Source organism: Cupriavidus sp. H19C3, from assembly GCF_049393815.1.
Taxonomy (GTDB): Bacteria; Pseudomonadota; Gammaproteobacteria; order Burkholderiales; family Burkholderiaceae; genus Cupriavidus.
Genome location: NZ_CP184985.1, coordinates 3,869,109 through 3,882,965, shown reverse-complemented (window position 1 = coordinate 3,882,965; position 13,857 = coordinate 3,869,109). Strand labels below are relative to the sequence as shown.

Below are 13,857 nucleotides of genomic sequence, written 5' to 3'. Positions count from 1 at the left end.
ATGGCAATTCCGTGAAACAACGTTGGCCACCCCATCCTATCCGCCCAGCTGCTGCTTGCGAAAGGCCCATCGGCCCGCCAGCGCGGTAAAGCTCGCCACCACCGCCACCAGCAGCCAGAAACCGTGCGGATGGTCGGCCAGCGGAATGCCGCCCACGTTCATGCCGAAGAAGCCAGCCACGATATTGATCGGCAAGGCCAGCACCGTCACCAGCGTCAGCGTGAACAGCGTGCGGTTGGTCTGCTCGTTCAGCTTGGCGGCGATCTCTTCCTGCAGCAGCTTGATGCGTTCCACCAGCGCGGCAAGGTCGTTCAGCACCAGCGAAAACTCTTCGGTCGACTCGCGCAACTCGCGCAGGTCGCCTTCCTGCAGCCACGCCGGCGGCCGGTTCAGCAGGCGGAACAACGCGCCCGGCTCCGGCGCCAGCAGGCGCTGCAGCCGCACCAGCCCGCGGCGCATGGCGCCGAGGTCGGCGCGGTTGGTCTGCAGGCGCTGCGACAGCAACTGGTCCTCGATCTGGTCGACATTGACACCGGTCTCACGCACGATCTGCACCAGCACATCGGCCTGGTCGCGCAGCAGGTGCACCACGAGGTCGAGCGGCGAGCGGAACGCTTCGCCCCGGCGCACCGCGTTGCGCAACTTGTCCACCGAGCGCAGCGGCCGGGCCCGCGCGGTCACCAGCAGGCGATGGTCGGCACTGGCCCACATGGTCGAGATATCGGTCGAGGCCACGCCGAAGTTGTAGATCACATCGTTGACCACGGCCAGCAGCGCGTCGTCCTGGCGCTCGATGCGGGTCGAGTGCGAGCCCTGCTTCAGCGCTTCGAAGAAGTCGTCGGCGAGGCCGAGCTGCTGCTTCATCCAGCGCTCGCAGGCGCGGTGAGACAGATTGAAATGGAGCCACAGGAAAGGTCGGACATGGCCGTCGGCTCGGTCCGTGCGGGCCACCTTGGCCTCACTGTCCTGATTGCCCTGATGGTCGTGGCCGTGCCTCTCCCCGCTCTCGCCCCGCCGGTCTGCCTCGCCCGGCGCGGGCGCCTGCCGCGCCGCGGCGTCCTGCGCGCGCAGCCACCCCACGGCGGCATTCGAGTCGATTTCCCGCGCCGGCTGTCCCGGTTCGAATACGTATCCGCAGACCAGCCCGACGGGGTCGGAACCATAGCCGGCGTCGACGATGGCGGATTGCATGAAGCCCCCACGAACAAGATGATGTTGCGCGTGACGTTATCACGGCCCGATGACGGTCGCCGCCGATGGCGTGGGCGGCGTGGGCGGCGTGGGCGGTACGGGCTTGCGCCCCGTCCTCCGGCACTTGTTACCGCCGCGCACAAGTGTTAGTGCGGACGGTGCCTTCAACATCGCACGCCCTTTCCCTAGATTGGAGTCCATCGGTTCTGCCAATTCCGGCGAACAAACCGAATCACCCGATCAGGAGAAAGTGAAATGTCCTCGCAAAAAGTTGTGATCGTGACTGGCGCGTCGCAAGGTATCGGCGCCGAACTCGTCAAGGCCTATCGCGCCCAGGGCTATCGCGTGGTGGCCACCTCGCGCAGCATCCAGTCGTCGACCGATCCCGATATCGTGACCATCCCCGGCGACATCGCCGATGCGGCCACCGCCGAAAAAGTGGTTGCCGCCGCGCTGGAGCGCTTTGGCCGCATCGATTCGCTGGTCAACAACGCGGGCATTTTCGTCGCCAAGCCCTTCACCAGCTACACCGCCGAAGACTATGCCGCGGTCACGGGCACCAACACCTCGGGCTTCTTCCATATCACCCAGCGCGCCATCGCGCAGATGGAAAAGCAGCGCAGCGGCCACGTGGTGAGCATTACCACGAGCCTGGTCGACCATGCCATCCAGGGCGTGCCGTCGGTGCTGGCGTCGCTGACCAAGGGCGGCATCAACGCGGCCACCAAGTCGCTCGCGATCGAGTATGCAAAGACCGGCATCCGCGTCAACGCGGTCTCGCCCGGCATCATCAAGTCGCCAATGCACGCGCCGGAAACCCACGAGGCACTGGGCGGGTTGCATCCGGTGGGCCACATGGGCGAGATGAAGGACATCGCCGACGCCGTGCTGTTCCTGGAGAACGCACCGTTCGTCACCGGCGAGATCCTGCACGTGGACGGCGGCCAGAGCGCGGGCCACTAAGCCAGCCACGCAGCCACCCGCCAAGCCGATCATCAGGACCATCAGGACCATCAGGGCCGACCATCGGTGGGCGACCATCGGTGGGCCGACCACCAGGCTCGACCACCAGGCCCGACCACCAGGCGGCCAGGGCGGGCATCATGCGTGCCGGCCAGGCGGCGTGACGCGCAAAGAAAAACCCCGGCACCTGGGTGCCGGGGTTTTTCCTTGGCGGATACTGCGGATACGCGCGCGATCAGGCGAAGTTCTTGCTCGCGAAGTCCCAGTTCACGACGTTCCAGAACGCCTCGACGTACTTCGGACGGGCGTTGCGGTAGTCGATGTAGTAGGCGTGTTCCCACACGTCGCAGGTCAGCAGTGCCTTGGCGTCGGTGGTCAGCGGGGTGGCGGCGTTCGAGGTCGACACCAGGTCGAGCGAACCGTCGGCCTTCTTGACCAGCCAGGCCCAGCCCGAACCGAAGGTGCCCACCGCGACCTTCGTGAATTCTTCCTTGAACTTGTCGAACGAGCCCCACTTGGCGTTGATGGCGTCAGCCAGGGCACCGGTCGGCTGGCCGCCGCCGTTCGGCTTCATCGATTCCCAGTAGAAGGTGTGGTTCCACACCTGGGCGGCGTTGTTGAAAATGCCGCCCGACGACTTCTTGACGATGTTCTCCAGCGACTCGTTCTCGAACTCGGTGCCCTTGATCAGGTTGTTCAGGTTCGTGACGTAGGTCTGGTGATGCTTGTCATGATGGAACTCCAGCGTCTCCTTGGAGATATGCGGAGCGAGGGCGTCATGCGCGTACGGAAGCGGGGGGAGTGCGTGTTCCATTGTTCTGTCTCTGCGGGTTGTTTAGGTGGGGAGTTGCCGATTGTAGGTGACTTGCCAGACCCGCGCAAACGCGGGCGCAAAGCCCCCTGGACTCATGTTAGTTTGCGCTGGCCGTCTCAGAATTCCCCGAGCTTGGCCTGCACGCCGGCGATTTCGATATCGGCCACGCCCTGCGCCAGATGGGCCTCGACGATGCTGCCCGCGCGCAACTCCTGCGGCGAACGCAAGGCATGGCCCCGCTGGTCCAGCAGCACCGCATAGCCGCGCTCCAGCGTGCGTTGCGGCGCCAGCAGTTCGAGCGCGCCGGCCGCCCGCGCCAGCCGCTGGCCGGCCCGCTCGTGCTGCCGGGTGGCGGCCGTGGCCAGCCGGGCCGACAGCCGGCCGAGATCGGTACGCGCGCGCCCCACCTGGGGTACGCACGCCCGCCAGCGCATCGCCAGCACCTGTTGCCGATGCCGCTGCACGGTCACCGTATCGCGTAACGCGGCACGCAAGTGTCGGGCCAGATTGTCGACGCGCGCGCGGCGCTCCTGCAGTTGCGCCTGCGGACTGCGCAGCCGGCGTGCAAGCCAGTCCAGATGCTGGCCGCGACGCTCTAGCTGACGGTCCATGCATTGCCGCAACGCGTCCTGCGCGCGCCGCGCCAGCTGCAGCAGATGCGCGCGATCCGGGCTGACTAGTTCGGCCGCGCCGGTGGGGGTGGGCGCGCGCACGTCGGCGACGAAATCGGCAATGGTGAAATCGGTTTCATGGCCCACGCCGGACACCACCGGCAGCGCGCTGCGCGCGATGGCGTGGGCCACCACCTCCTCGTTGAACGACCACAGGTCCTCGATGCTGCCCCCGCCGCGGCACAGGATCAGCACGTCGCATTCGGCCCGCGCATTGGCGAGATCGAGCATCGCCGCGATGCGGTCGGCGGCGCCCGCCCCCTGCACGGGAACCGGATAGACGATCACGGACACGTGCGGCGCGCGCCGGCGCAGCGTCGTCAGCACGTCGCGCAGCGCTGCCGCCTGCAGCGACGTGACCACGCCGATGGTGCGCGGATGCGTGGGAATCTGGCGTTTCCGTTCGCTGGCGAAAAGCCCCGCCTGTGCAAGTTTTTCCTTCAGGCGCAGGAACGCCTCGTAGAGATTGCCAAGGCCGGCGCGGCGCATCGCCTCCACGCCGAGCTGCAATTCGCCGCGAGCCTCGTACATGGACACGAGCGCGCGCACTTCCACGGCTTCGCCCTCGCGCGGCGCAAAGTCGACGTGCTGGTTGCGTCCGCGAAACATCACGCAGCGGATCTGCGCGCGCGCATCCTTGAGCGAGAAGTACCAGTGTCCGCTGGCGGCCCGCGTGAAGTTGGAGATCTCGCCTCGCACCCAGGCAAGCGGAAAACTGCGCTCGAGCAACGACGAGATGGCGTGATTCAGCTCGCTGACCGGAATCACGTCGCGGCCCGCGGGCGGCGCGCCCGAGGGCGCGTTGGACGGCGTCGTGCGCGAAACGTTCGGGAAGTCTGGCATGGTGCACGGCCCGTCCGGGCGGCGTGAAGTGGACATGTCCACAGCATAACTGCTCTGTCAAGAGGTAGACGCCCATGCACCCGTTTGACGCCGAAACCCGCCTGGTATCGTTCAAGCCCTTGATTCTTTTGAATTTTCGGCCCCAACCAAAAATTAGGCAATGTAAGAGAAACGCTTACGCGTCAACCACTTACGAAATGCGCCCCCGGCTTGTTCACAAAGTTATCCACAAAAGTTCTGGATAAAACATCGCGCGCGGCCCGGACTGTGGAAAATGGCTCCGGCGCCCGCGGGTTGATGGCTGTGGCAAGCCATGGTGTCCCGCACGCCACTCGCAGGGCGCGCGGGCGCCGCGACGGCTCTTGCCCATTTTTGAGCAAAGCTTGCGCTTCCGTTTCGAATCAAGGACTTGGCGCAGCTTTCCGGCGTCTGTCCACAGACCATCCACAGCACTGTCCCGCCCCGGTGTGGAAAGTCGCCGGTGCCGGCCGCGCACTGCCTGCGCAAAATTTAGGCAGCATGAGGTTTACCCTGCGCAATCAAGGACTTGGCCTGGTTGTGCGTACGCTGTCCACAACCGGTCCACAATCCTGTCCCGGTCGTGTGTGGATACGCATCGCGAGCGGCGCGCCGCCCGGGTCTGCCCGTTTTTTTGGCAGCGCTGCGGAGTCCCTTTGCGATCAATGGCTTAGCGCCAGTATCCGGTGCGTATCCACAAGCGGTCCACAGCACTGTCCCGCGCCGGTGTGGAAAGCCGCGCCCGCCGCGCTGCGGGTTCGACACAACGGTCCGTGCGAGCGGCTTGCCGCGCGCTGACGCGCGGGGTAGAGTGGCGCCTGATTTTTTCGAGCATCGCCGCTGCGTGCCAGAATGCGGGCCGCATCAAAGGCTGCCAGGTTTGCCGTCCTGTTTCGGGTCTGTCGTCGTCTGTCGTCGTTTTCGGGGGTCCACGTGTTTTCCATCATTCAAGCGGCCGGCTGGCCGATCTGGCCGTTGCTGCTCGCCTCGGTCATCGCACTGGCGCTGATCGTCGAACGTTTCCTGTCCCTCAAGCGCAGCAAGATCCTGCCGCCGAAGCTGTACGAGGAGGCGCTCTCCGCCGCCCAGCAGCGACGCGCCACGCCCGAGGTGGTCAACCACCTCGAAAATAATTCGCCGCTCGGCCGCGTGCTGGCCGCCGGCCTGCGCCACGTCGTGCTGCAGCCGCATACCTCGCGCGACGCCGCCAAGGACGTGGTCGAGGAAGCCGGCCGCGCCGTCGCCCATGAACTCGAGCGCTATCTGAACGCGCTCGGCACGATCGCCTCGGTGGCCCCGCTGATGGGCCTGCTCGGCACGGTGATCGGCATGATCGAGATCTTCGGCAACCAGAACGGTACCGGTGCCAACCCGGAGCAACTGGCCCATGGCATCTCGGTAGCGCTCTACAACACCGCGTTTGGCCTGATCGTGGCCATCCCGGCCCTGATCTTCTGGCGCTATTTCCGCCGTCGGGTGGACGATTACGTGGCCGAACTGGAATTCCGCGCGACCACGTTCCTCGACGCCATCCTGCCGCAGCGCAGGTCGTAAGCGCGCGGGAGCACGCCATGCACTTCCGTTCCCGCCAGCGGCGCGAGGAGCCGGAGATCAACCTGATCCCGCTGATCGACGTCCTGCTCGTGATCCTGATCTTCCTGATGATCACGACCACCTATTCGCGCTACACCGAGCTGCAGATCCAGTTGCCGACCGCGGACGCCGAGCGCGCCCAGCAGCGGCCAAGCGAGATCGTGGTGTCGGTATCGGCGCGCGGGGTCTATTCGGTCAACAAGCAGGTGCTCGAGGAAAAGGACGTGACGAGCCTGGCCGACCAGCTGCGTCATGCCGCCGGCCCTGCCGGCAATGGCCCGCCGCCGGTGGTCATCGTCAATGCCGACGCCCAGGCCACGCACCAGGCCGTGATCAACGTGATGGAGGCCGCGCGCGTGGCCGGCCTGTCACGGCTGACCTTCTCCACGCAAAGCGCGCAACCGCGCTGAGGGCTGAGGGCTGAGGTGAGCGCTGAGCGCTGAAGCGGCGGCGTGGCACCGCAGGCCGGGCTTGCGGCATGCGCTGCACGGTGCCCATAATGTCTGGATCCGCCGATGCCGCCGCCGGCATCGCCCCCAACCGCCCTCCGCCTCCTGGATGTCCGCTCCTTCCGCATCTCGCCACGCAGGCCGGCATGCCTTCCGGCATTCGCTGGCCAGCTTCGTGACCGCCCAGTGGCAACGCCGCGGCTGGTTCGCCTGGCTGATGCTGCCGTTCTCGCTATTGTTCGCGGTGATCGCGCGCGTCCGCCGGCATGGCTATCTCCATGGCTGGTTCCGCTCGACGCGGCTGCCCATGCCCGTCATCGTGGTCGGCAACGTGACCGTCGGCGGCACCGGCAAGACGCCGGCCGTGATCGCGCTGGCGCAGGCACTGACCGAAGCGGGTCTGCGCCCGGGCGTGGTGTCGCGTGGCTATGGCGTCAAGCTCGAACGGCCGCGCCGCGTCAAAGCCACCTCGTGCGCGGCCGATGTCGGCGACGAGCCGCTGCTGATCGCGCGCGCCGCCGATGTGCCGGTCTGGGTGTACCCCGACCGCGCGTTGTGCGCGCAGTCCATGCTGGTCTCGCATCCGGGCGTCAACGTCCTGCTGCTCGACGACGGCCTGCAACACTACCGCCTGCAACGCGATTTCGAAATCGTGATGTTCGACGCCCGCATGGGCGGCAACGGCTTCATGCTGCCGGCCGGGCCGCTGCGCGAACCGCTCTCGCGGCCGCGCGACGCCACCCTGATCAACGATCCCACCTTCCGCGCCACACCGGACCAGCCCGACGTCTACGGCATGCGGCTGGAACTCGAGGTGGCGTGGCAGCTCAACGATCCGACCATGACGCGCCCGGTCTCGGCCTTTGCCGGCCGCCGTGTGCTGGCTGCCGCCGGCATCGGCAATCCGGAGCGCTTCTTTGCCAGCCTGCGTCAGGCCGGCCTCAACCCCGCCACGCTGCCGCTGCCCGACCATTACGACTATGCCGACGACCCGTTCACCACGGACGCGGCCGCGCTCGATGCCGACGTGATCCTGATCACCGAAAAGGATGCCGTAAAATGCGAGCGCTTCGACGACCCGAGAATCTGGGTCGTCGCCACCACGCCCGTGATCGACGCGGGCCTGATCGACAAAATCCGCCGCGTGCTGATGGCGCGCGCGCCGGCCGTCGCCACGCCCGTCACCACCGGGCACGGCGGCCTCGACAAGGAACACCAGGATGGACAACCGGCTGCTTGAGATCCTCGTTTGCCCGCTGTGCAAGGGCAAGCTCGAGTACAACCGCGCCGCCCAGGAACTGATCTGCCATGCGGACAAGCTGGCGTATCCGATCCGCGACGGCATTCCCGTCATGCTCGCCGACGAGGCCCGCCAGTCGGTGCCGGGACGCGTGGTCGATCCCGACGCCGCGCGCGGCGACCGCGCTGGCGGTGCGAACGGCGGCACCGGCGCCTGACCGGTACCGTCCGCCCCGCGCCGCACTGCGATGAGCATTCCCGCCTTTACCGTCGTCATTCCGGCACGCCTGGCTTCCACGCGCCTGCCGGACAAGCCGCTTGCCGATATCGGCGGGCATCCCATGATCGTGCGCGTGGCCGAGCGCGCGCATGCCTCGTCCGCGCGCCGCACGGTGGTCGCCACCGACGCGCCGGCGGTGGCGGATGCCTGCCGCGCGCGCGGCATCGAGGTCGTGCTGACGCGCGCCGACCACCCGTCCGGGACCGACCGCCTGGCCGAGGTGGCCACGCATCTCGGGCTCGCCGACGAGGCCATCGTGGTCAATGTGCAGGGCGATGAGCCGCTCATCGATCCGCAGCTGATCGACGCGGTGGCGCTGCATCTGGCCGGGCATCCCGACTGCGCGATCGCCACGGCGGCACATCCGCTCGACGCGATCGCCGACGTGTTCAACCCGAACGTGGTCAAGGTGGTATGCGACGCGGCGGGGCGCGCGCTGTACTTCTCGCGCGCGCCGATTCCATGGGCGCGCGACGCGTGGACCGGCCTTGCCGCGGGGGCCACGGGCACCGCCGCGGCAGTGCCGATGCCGGCCATGCCCGTGCTGCGCCATATCGGCCTGTACGCGTACCGCGCCGGCTTCCTGCGCCGCTTTCCCACGCTGGCCACGTCGCCGCTGGAACAGACGGAAGCGCTCGAGCAGTTGCGCGCGATGTGGCATGGCGAACGGATCGGGGTGCTGGTGACGGCCGCGGCGCCCGCGCCGGGCGTCGATACCCCGGCCGACCTCGAACGCGTGCGCGCGCTGTGGGCGGCGGAGGCCGCGCAGGAAGGACCGTAGGCGCCGGAAGGCGGCACGACGGTGCGCCGGGTGCATTGCTTCGCTCAGGTTCACACTGTTGCAACCGAAGCGGAGGCCGACGGCGGCGGCCGAATCGCCACTGCCCATGGCATAATGCCTGCCGAAACAGAGCCTGCGGCGCGCAAACTTGCTTCGCACAAGGCTCGGTGGGGAGATAGATCGAGCCCGTCCGGCATTTGCCGCCGCACCCGTCACGCGTGCGCGCTGGCAGTTCGCGCCGGCCGCCGCGCCTGACGAGACTCCGGCAGTGCCCCGCAGACCAGACGTCGGCGTACGGATCGCATGGATGCATCGATCGTATCGCCCGGCGCGGACTGGCCGTCGGGTGCAGACTGTGCGTAAGTCCCGCGTCAAGTTGCGGCGTTACCCTCCTTCCAAGTCTCCCGCGTTACCCGCTTCCAAAAACTTCTGAGGACCGTAAATGCGTTTGATCCTGTTGGGTGCCCCCGGCGCCGGCAAAGGCACGCAAGCCAAGTTCATCTGCGAAAAATTTGGCATTCCGCAAATCTCGACCGGCGATATGCTGCGCGCGGCCGTCAAGGCCGGCACGCCGCTCGGGCTGGAGGCCAAGAAGGTCATGGACGCGGGTGGACTGGTGTCCGATGACATCATTATCGGCCTGGTCAAGGACCGTCTTAAGCAATGCGATTGCGATCAGGGCTACCTGTTCGACGGCTTTCCGCGCACGATCCCGCAGGCCGAGGCGATGAAGGAAGCCGGCGTGGCGATCGATTACGTGCTGGAGATCGACGTGCCGTTCGACGCCATCATCGAGCGCATGAGCGGCCGCCGCGTGCACGTGGCGTCGGGCCGTACCTACCACGTCAAGTACAACCCGCCCAAGGTGGAGAACGTCGACGATGTGACCGGGGAAGCGCTGATCCAGCGCGAGGACGACAAGGAAGAGACCGTGCGCAAGCGTCTGGATGTCTATGCCACGCAGACGCGTCCGCTGGTCGACTACTACTCGGACTGGGCCGCCAACGGCGATGCCGGTGCGAGCGTTGCTCCGCCGAAGTACCGCAAGATCTCGGGCCTGGGCGACGTGGACAAGATCACCGCGAGCGTGTTCGAGGCGCTGAAGTAACAGGTAAGCCTGACGCGAACAGCAAAACGCTGAAACATCGCGCGCAAGTCGGGCGGGCGGGGCCCCGGAGCGGACCCCGGGACCGGTCCGTAGACGCATGCAGAAGGAAGGCGACCCCCAGGGTCGCCTTTTTCTTTTGGGCGACTCGCCGTAGAATCGCGCTAGTTCGAATTGACGTATACGTAAACGTAAAGTAACGAACATAAGGTGCCTGACCCCGGGCGCCAGATCCATCCACCAGAGAGCGAGAGGAAGACAACGGCATGGAAATCCAGGACAACGTATTTATCGTCACCGGCGGCGCATCGGGACTGGGCGCAGGCACGGCGCGCATGTTTGCCGAGAACGGCGGCAAGGTCGTGATCGCCGATCTCAACGAGAACGCCGGTCTGGCGCTGGCAAAGGAACTGGGGGGCGCCTTCGTGCGCTGCGACGTGACCTCGGAAGCCAATGGGCAGGCCGTGGTGACGGCGGCGCAGGCGATGGGGCGGCTGTCCGGGCTGGTCAACTGCGCGGGCATTGCCACCGCCGCCAAGACCGTCGGCAAGAACGGCCCGCATCCGCTCGACCAGTTCGAGAAGACCATCCGCATCAATCTGATCGGCACCTTCAACATGATCCGCCTGGCGGCGGCCGCCATGGTGCAGAACACCCCCGACGCCGAGGGCGAGCGCGGCGTGATCGTCAACACGGCCTCGGTGGCCGCCTATGACGGCCAGATCGGCCAGGCTGCCTATGCGGCGTCGAAGGGCGGTGTCGTGGCAATGACGCTGGCCATCGCGCGCGACCTGTCGCGTGATGGCGTGCGCTGCATGACCATCGCGCCGGGCATCTTCGAGACGCCCATGCTGCTGGGCATGCCGCAGGAAGTCCAGGATGCGCTCGGTCGCATGGTGCCGTTCCCGCCGCGGCTCGGCCGGCCCGCCGAGTACGCCAGGCTGGTGCGCGCGATCGTCGGCAACACCATGCTCAATGGCGAGGTGATCCGCCTCGACGGCGCGATCCGCATGCAACCGAAGTAGGCCCGCGAGACGCAACCTCAGCATCGAGGGGCGGCCGGGCCCGCTGCCCCGCTGCCCCGCTGCCCCGCTGCCGCTATGCTGCCGGCAGCAGCATGGTCAGCAGCGTACCCGGCGCAGCGGGCGGGACCAGCGTCAACTGCTCGAAATAGATCAGGCCGTGCGCCGGATGGTGAAAGCCGCGCCGTCCGCCCTCGCGTTCCTCGACATCCTGCGACTGCCAGGCCGCCCGGAACGCCGGGCTCTGCGCCATCAGCCATGCCACCAGCTCGCGCGTCGGCGCGTCGGCCGCGTGCCGCAGGCTGTGCACGCGAAACTCCGCCACCAGCCGCGCGGCGCGGTGCGGCCAGTCCTCCACCAACGCCTGCAGGCGCGGCGACAGGAACATCGCGCGCAGCAGGTTGCGGTCCTCGCTCGCTTCGTCGAGCCACCCGGTAAACAGCGCCGTCGCAGCCGGGTTCCACGCCAGCGCGGTCCATTGGCGGTCGAGCACATAGGCCGGGCCGGCGATGGCGCCCACGCTGCGCAGCAATACCGGCGGCACCGCCTCGTGTGCCTCGGCGCGCGGCGCGGGCTTGCCGGCCAATGCAAAAAGGTATGCGCGCTCGGCGCGCGACAGACGCAAGGCTTCCGCCAGGCTATCCAGCGCGCGCGCCGACATCGTGACCGGCCGGCCCTGCTCGAGCCAGGTTACCCACGTCGCGCTCAGTCCGGCCAGCTGCGCCACTTCCTCGCGGCGCAGCCCGGGCGTGCGCCGGCGCCGGCCCGGCGGCAGTCCAACCTCCGCCGGTGTGAGCCGCTCGCGATGGTTGCGCAGGAAGGTCCCGAGTTCCTCCGCAGGCGACGTGGCCGCAGCCGCGGCAGGCGGCGACGGTGTTTGGCTGGTGGCTGTCATACCAGGATAAATGAGTCAGTTGTACCGGGAAAACGTGCCATCTACAGTACGTGAGCCGCATCCCGCAGGCAACCCTTCCCACCTCTCGACCCGAAGCAGACCATGCAGCCCCAGCACGAACTTGCCGCCGCCCAGTTTGGCGCCACCGCCAACGCCTATCTCACCAGTGCCGTCCACGCAGAGGGCGCCGACCTCGAACAACTCAAGCAAGCGCTCGCTCACCTGAAGCCGGTCGCTCACAGTCGCGTGCTCGACCTGGGTTGTGGCGCCGGCCATGCAAGCTTCGCGGCCGCGACGATGGCCAACGAGGTGGTGGCCTATGACCTGTCGCCGCAGATGCTGGAGGTGGTCGCCGGCGCCGCCGGTGCGCGTGGCCTGACGAATATCCGCACCCAGCAAGGCGCGGCCGAGCAGCTGCCGTTTGCCGATGCCAGCTTTTGCGCGGTGGTCTCGCGCATGAGTGCCCATCACTGGCACGACGTGCCGGCCGCGCTGCGCGAGGTGCGGCGCGTGCTGAAGCCGGGCGGCAAGGTGGTACTGATCGATATCGCGGGTAACGAGGCAACGCTGTGCGACACCTGGTTGCAGGCGGTCGAGCTGCTGCGCGACCCGTCGCATATTCGCGACTACACGCCGGCGGAATGGCGCGCGATGTTCGAAGCGGCGGGATTCGATGTCACGCTGGCCCCGCGCTGGCAGATCGCGCTGGACTTCGACAGCTGGGTCGCGCGCATGCGCACGCCCGAGGTCGCCATCGCCGCCATTCGCCATCTGTGGAGCAAGGCGCCCGACGAAGTGCGCGCGCGCCTGCGCGTCCAGGCCGACGGCAGCTTTACGCTCGACGCGCTGATGCTGACCGCGACGCCGCAGCGCGCCTGAGCGCACTGCCTCGCATCTGGACATCGTGGGGGGCGCGCGTCCACCGATGTGGCCCCGCCGTGCCGCCCCCTTCCGTCCACCTGCGTGCCCCCGCGGCCGCCGGTGTGCAGACGCCAGCTATGCCGCCGCGGCCTCTCCTGGAATCGGCATGGCCTCCACCATCTGCCACACCGCCGCCGCGGCGGGTGACAACGAGCGATCCTCGCGGCGGACCATCACGATGCTGCGCTCCTCGCGCGGCACCAGCGGGCGCGACACCAGCGGCGACGCCGCCGGCAGCGGCAACGAGAACGACGGCAGCACGGACGCGCCGATGCCCGCCTCGACCATGCCGAACACGCTGGCCGAATGGCCCAGCTCCTGCACCACGTGCGGCGTCACGCCATGGCGCGCGAAGATGCGGTCGATCAGCGGACGGCTGCCCGAGGCGAAGTCGAGCAGGACCAGGCGCTGACCGTGCAAGGCGCTCCAGGGTACCGTCTCCGCCCGCGCCAGCGGATGGTCGCGGCGACAGACAAAACAGAACGGGTCGGTCGCCAGCGGTGTGATGGTCAGTCCCTCGCGCGCCATCGGATCGATCAGCACGCCGAAATCGACCGCGCCCGCGCGGATCTGTTCGAGGCCGTCGGCCTGGACATTGTCGCGAATAAACAACCGAATCTCGGGATACTGGGCGGCGCAGGCCGCTACATACATCGGCATCAGCCGCGCCGAGATCGTCGGCGCACTCGCGATTACCACCCTCCCCCGATAGCGCTCCCCGGATTGACGCGTCTCCTCGAGCGTGTCGTCGAGTTGGCCCAGCAGCCGCTCCAGCGCCGGCACCAGTGCCGTGCCGGCATCCGTCAGCACCACTTCGCGCGTGGTGCGGTCCAGTAACCGCACGCCAAGTGCCTCTTCCAGCTCCTGAACCCCACGACTGACGGCGGGTTGGGTCAGCCCGACCGCGTCCGCCGCACGGCTGAAGCTGCCATGCGCCGCCACTGCCAGGAAGACCCGCAACTGCCGCAAGGTGTAATTCATGCAATCAGAAAATTAATGAATGAAATAAATGAATTTGCATTCTAGACAATACAAGTGTCCAATACCAAGCGGAAACCCTTACGCACTATCC

General features: G+C 67.4%; 14 protein-coding genes. 9 read left to right on the top strand and 5 right to left on the bottom strand.

What is annotated here, in order from left to right; all coding sequences use genetic code 11:
* Nucleotides 1-36: 36 nt before the first annotated feature.
* Nucleotides 37-1,191 (bottom strand): transporter, encoded by a 1,155-nt coding sequence (locus DFLDMN_RS17950; RefSeq protein WP_423196217.1) that lies wholly within the window; start codon nt 1,189-1,191, stop codon nt 37-39.
* Between the two features lie 255 nt (nt 1,192-1,446).
* Between DFLDMN_RS17950 and DFLDMN_RS17945 the strand changes: the two genes are divergently transcribed.
* Nucleotides 1,447-2,154 carry an SDR family NAD(P)-dependent oxidoreductase gene (locus tag DFLDMN_RS17945; RefSeq protein WP_423196216.1) on the top strand — a complete coding sequence of 236 codons (708 nt, stop codon included), beginning with the start codon at nt 1,447-1,449 and terminating at the stop codon, nt 2,152-2,154.
* A gap of 235 nt (nt 2,155-2,389) precedes the next feature.
* Here DFLDMN_RS17945 and sodB read toward each other — a convergent pair whose 3' ends face one another.
* Both sodB and xseA read right to left on the bottom strand, forming a co-directional pair.
* Nucleotides 2,390-2,968, bottom strand: a complete 579-nt coding sequence (gene sodB / locus DFLDMN_RS17940) for a superoxide dismutase [Fe] (protein WP_423196215.1) — start codon at nt 2,966-2,968, stop codon at nt 2,390-2,392.
* A gap of 116 nt (nt 2,969-3,084) precedes the next feature.
* The gene (gene xseA, locus DFLDMN_RS17935) at nt 3,085-4,482 is read right to left on the bottom strand and encodes an exodeoxyribonuclease VII large subunit (protein WP_423196214.1); all 1,398 of its coding nucleotides are present in this window, start codon (nt 4,480-4,482) and stop codon (nt 3,085-3,087) included.
* Between the two features lie 951 nt (nt 4,483-5,433).
* Here xseA and DFLDMN_RS17930 point away from each other — a divergent pair.
* The 7 genes from DFLDMN_RS17930 to DFLDMN_RS17900 all read left to right on the top strand — a co-directional run bounded on the left by DFLDMN_RS17930 (nt 5,434) and on the right by DFLDMN_RS17900 (nt 10,972).
* Nucleotides 5,434-6,054, top strand: a complete 621-nt coding sequence (locus tag DFLDMN_RS17930; protein WP_423196213.1) for a MotA/TolQ/ExbB proton channel family protein — start codon at nt 5,434-5,436, stop codon at nt 6,052-6,054.
* Nucleotides 6,055-6,071: 17 nt separating this feature from the next.
* A complete protein-coding gene (locus tag DFLDMN_RS17925; RefSeq protein WP_423196212.1) occupies nt 6,072-6,503 on the top strand; it encodes an ExbD/TolR family protein in 432 nt (143 codons plus the stop codon).
* A 148-nt stretch (nt 6,504-6,651) separates the two neighbouring features.
* Nucleotides 6,652-7,782 (top strand): tetraacyldisaccharide 4'-kinase, encoded by a 1,131-nt coding sequence (gene lpxK / locus DFLDMN_RS17920; protein WP_423196211.1) that lies wholly within the window; start codon nt 6,652-6,654, stop codon nt 7,780-7,782.
* Nucleotides 7,763-7,999, top strand: a complete 237-nt coding sequence (locus DFLDMN_RS17915; protein WP_423196210.1) for a Trm112 family protein — start codon at nt 7,763-7,765, stop codon at nt 7,997-7,999. The genes lpxK and DFLDMN_RS17915 overlap by 20 nt, the downstream gene beginning before the upstream one ends.
* A 30-nt stretch (nt 8,000-8,029) precedes the next feature.
* On the top strand, nt 8,030-8,842 hold the full coding sequence (gene kdsB, locus DFLDMN_RS17910) for a 3-deoxy-manno-octulosonate cytidylyltransferase (RefSeq protein ID WP_423196209.1): 813 nt from the start codon (nt 8,030-8,032) through the stop codon (nt 8,840-8,842).
* 442 nt (nt 8,843-9,284) lie between these two features.
* Entirely contained in the window at nt 9,285-9,950 is a 666-nt protein-coding gene (gene adk / locus DFLDMN_RS17905) for an adenylate kinase (RefSeq protein WP_423196208.1), read from the top strand.
* A gap of 263 nt (nt 9,951-10,213) precedes the next feature.
* Nucleotides 10,214-10,972 carry a 3-hydroxyacyl-CoA dehydrogenase gene (locus DFLDMN_RS17900; protein ID WP_423196207.1) on the top strand — a complete coding sequence of 253 codons (759 nt, stop codon included), beginning with the start codon at nt 10,214-10,216 and terminating at the stop codon, nt 10,970-10,972.
* Nucleotides 10,973-11,045: 73 nt separating this feature from the next.
* On the opposite strand, the gene DFLDMN_RS17895 is transcribed toward DFLDMN_RS17900, so the two are convergent.
* Nucleotides 11,046-11,864: a helix-turn-helix transcriptional regulator gene (locus tag DFLDMN_RS17895; RefSeq protein WP_423196206.1), complete on the bottom strand. Its 819-nt coding sequence runs from the start codon at nt 11,862-11,864 to the stop codon at nt 11,046-11,048.
* Nucleotides 11,865-11,966: 102 nt separating this feature from the next.
* Between DFLDMN_RS17895 and DFLDMN_RS17890 the strand changes: the two genes are divergently transcribed.
* Nucleotides 11,967-12,743 (top strand): class I SAM-dependent methyltransferase, encoded by a 777-nt coding sequence (locus DFLDMN_RS17890; protein WP_423196205.1) that lies wholly within the window; start codon nt 11,967-11,969, stop codon nt 12,741-12,743.
* Nucleotides 12,744-12,860: 117 nt separating this feature from the next.
* Here the strand turns inward: DFLDMN_RS17890 and DFLDMN_RS17885 are convergent, their stop codons facing one another.
* Nucleotides 12,861-13,766 (bottom strand): LysR family transcriptional regulator, encoded by a 906-nt coding sequence (locus DFLDMN_RS17885; RefSeq protein WP_423196204.1) that lies wholly within the window; start codon nt 13,764-13,766, stop codon nt 12,861-12,863.
* Nucleotides 13,767-13,857 lie beyond the last annotated feature (91 nt).

Excerpts from the sequence above, each read along its gene's own strand:
- adk (WP_423196208.1), top strand. The coding sequence starts at position 9,285 with ATGCGTTTGATCCTGTTGGGTGCCCCCGGCGCCGGCAAAGGCACGCAA.
- DFLDMN_RS17945 (WP_423196216.1), top strand. The coding sequence starts at position 1,447 with ATGTCCTCGCAAAAAGTTGTGATCGTGACTGGCGCGTCGCAAGGTATC.
- sodB (WP_423196215.1), bottom strand. The coding sequence starts at position 2,968 with ATGGAACACGCACTCCCCCCGCTTCCGTACGCGCATGACGCCCTCGCT.
- DFLDMN_RS17900 (WP_423196207.1), top strand. The coding sequence starts at position 10,214 with ATGGAAATCCAGGACAACGTATTTATCGTCACCGGCGGCGCATCGGGA.
- DFLDMN_RS17895 (WP_423196206.1), bottom strand. The coding sequence starts at position 11,864 with ATGACAGCCACCAGCCAAACACCGTCGCCGCCTGCCGCGGCTGCGGCC.
- xseA (WP_423196214.1), bottom strand. The coding sequence starts at position 4,482 with ATGCCAGACTTCCCGAACGTTTCGCGCACGACGCCGTCCAACGCGCCC.
- DFLDMN_RS17950 (WP_423196217.1), bottom strand. The coding sequence starts at position 1,191 with ATGCAATCCGCCATCGTCGACGCCGGCTATGGTTCCGACCCCGTCGGG.
- DFLDMN_RS17885 (WP_423196204.1), bottom strand. The coding sequence starts at position 13,766 with ATGAATTACACCTTGCGGCAGTTGCGGGTCTTCCTGGCAGTGGCGGCG.
- kdsB (WP_423196209.1), top strand. The coding sequence starts at position 8,030 with ATGAGCATTCCCGCCTTTACCGTCGTCATTCCGGCACGCCTGGCTTCC.
- DFLDMN_RS17925 (WP_423196212.1), top strand. The coding sequence starts at position 6,072 with ATGCACTTCCGTTCCCGCCAGCGGCGCGAGGAGCCGGAGATCAACCTG.
- lpxK (WP_423196211.1), top strand. The coding sequence starts at position 6,652 with ATGTCCGCTCCTTCCGCATCTCGCCACGCAGGCCGGCATGCCTTCCGG.
- DFLDMN_RS17890 (WP_423196205.1), top strand. The coding sequence starts at position 11,967 with ATGCAGCCCCAGCACGAACTTGCCGCCGCCCAGTTTGGCGCCACCGCC.
- DFLDMN_RS17915 (WP_423196210.1), top strand. The coding sequence starts at position 7,763 with ATGGACAACCGGCTGCTTGAGATCCTCGTTTGCCCGCTGTGCAAGGGC.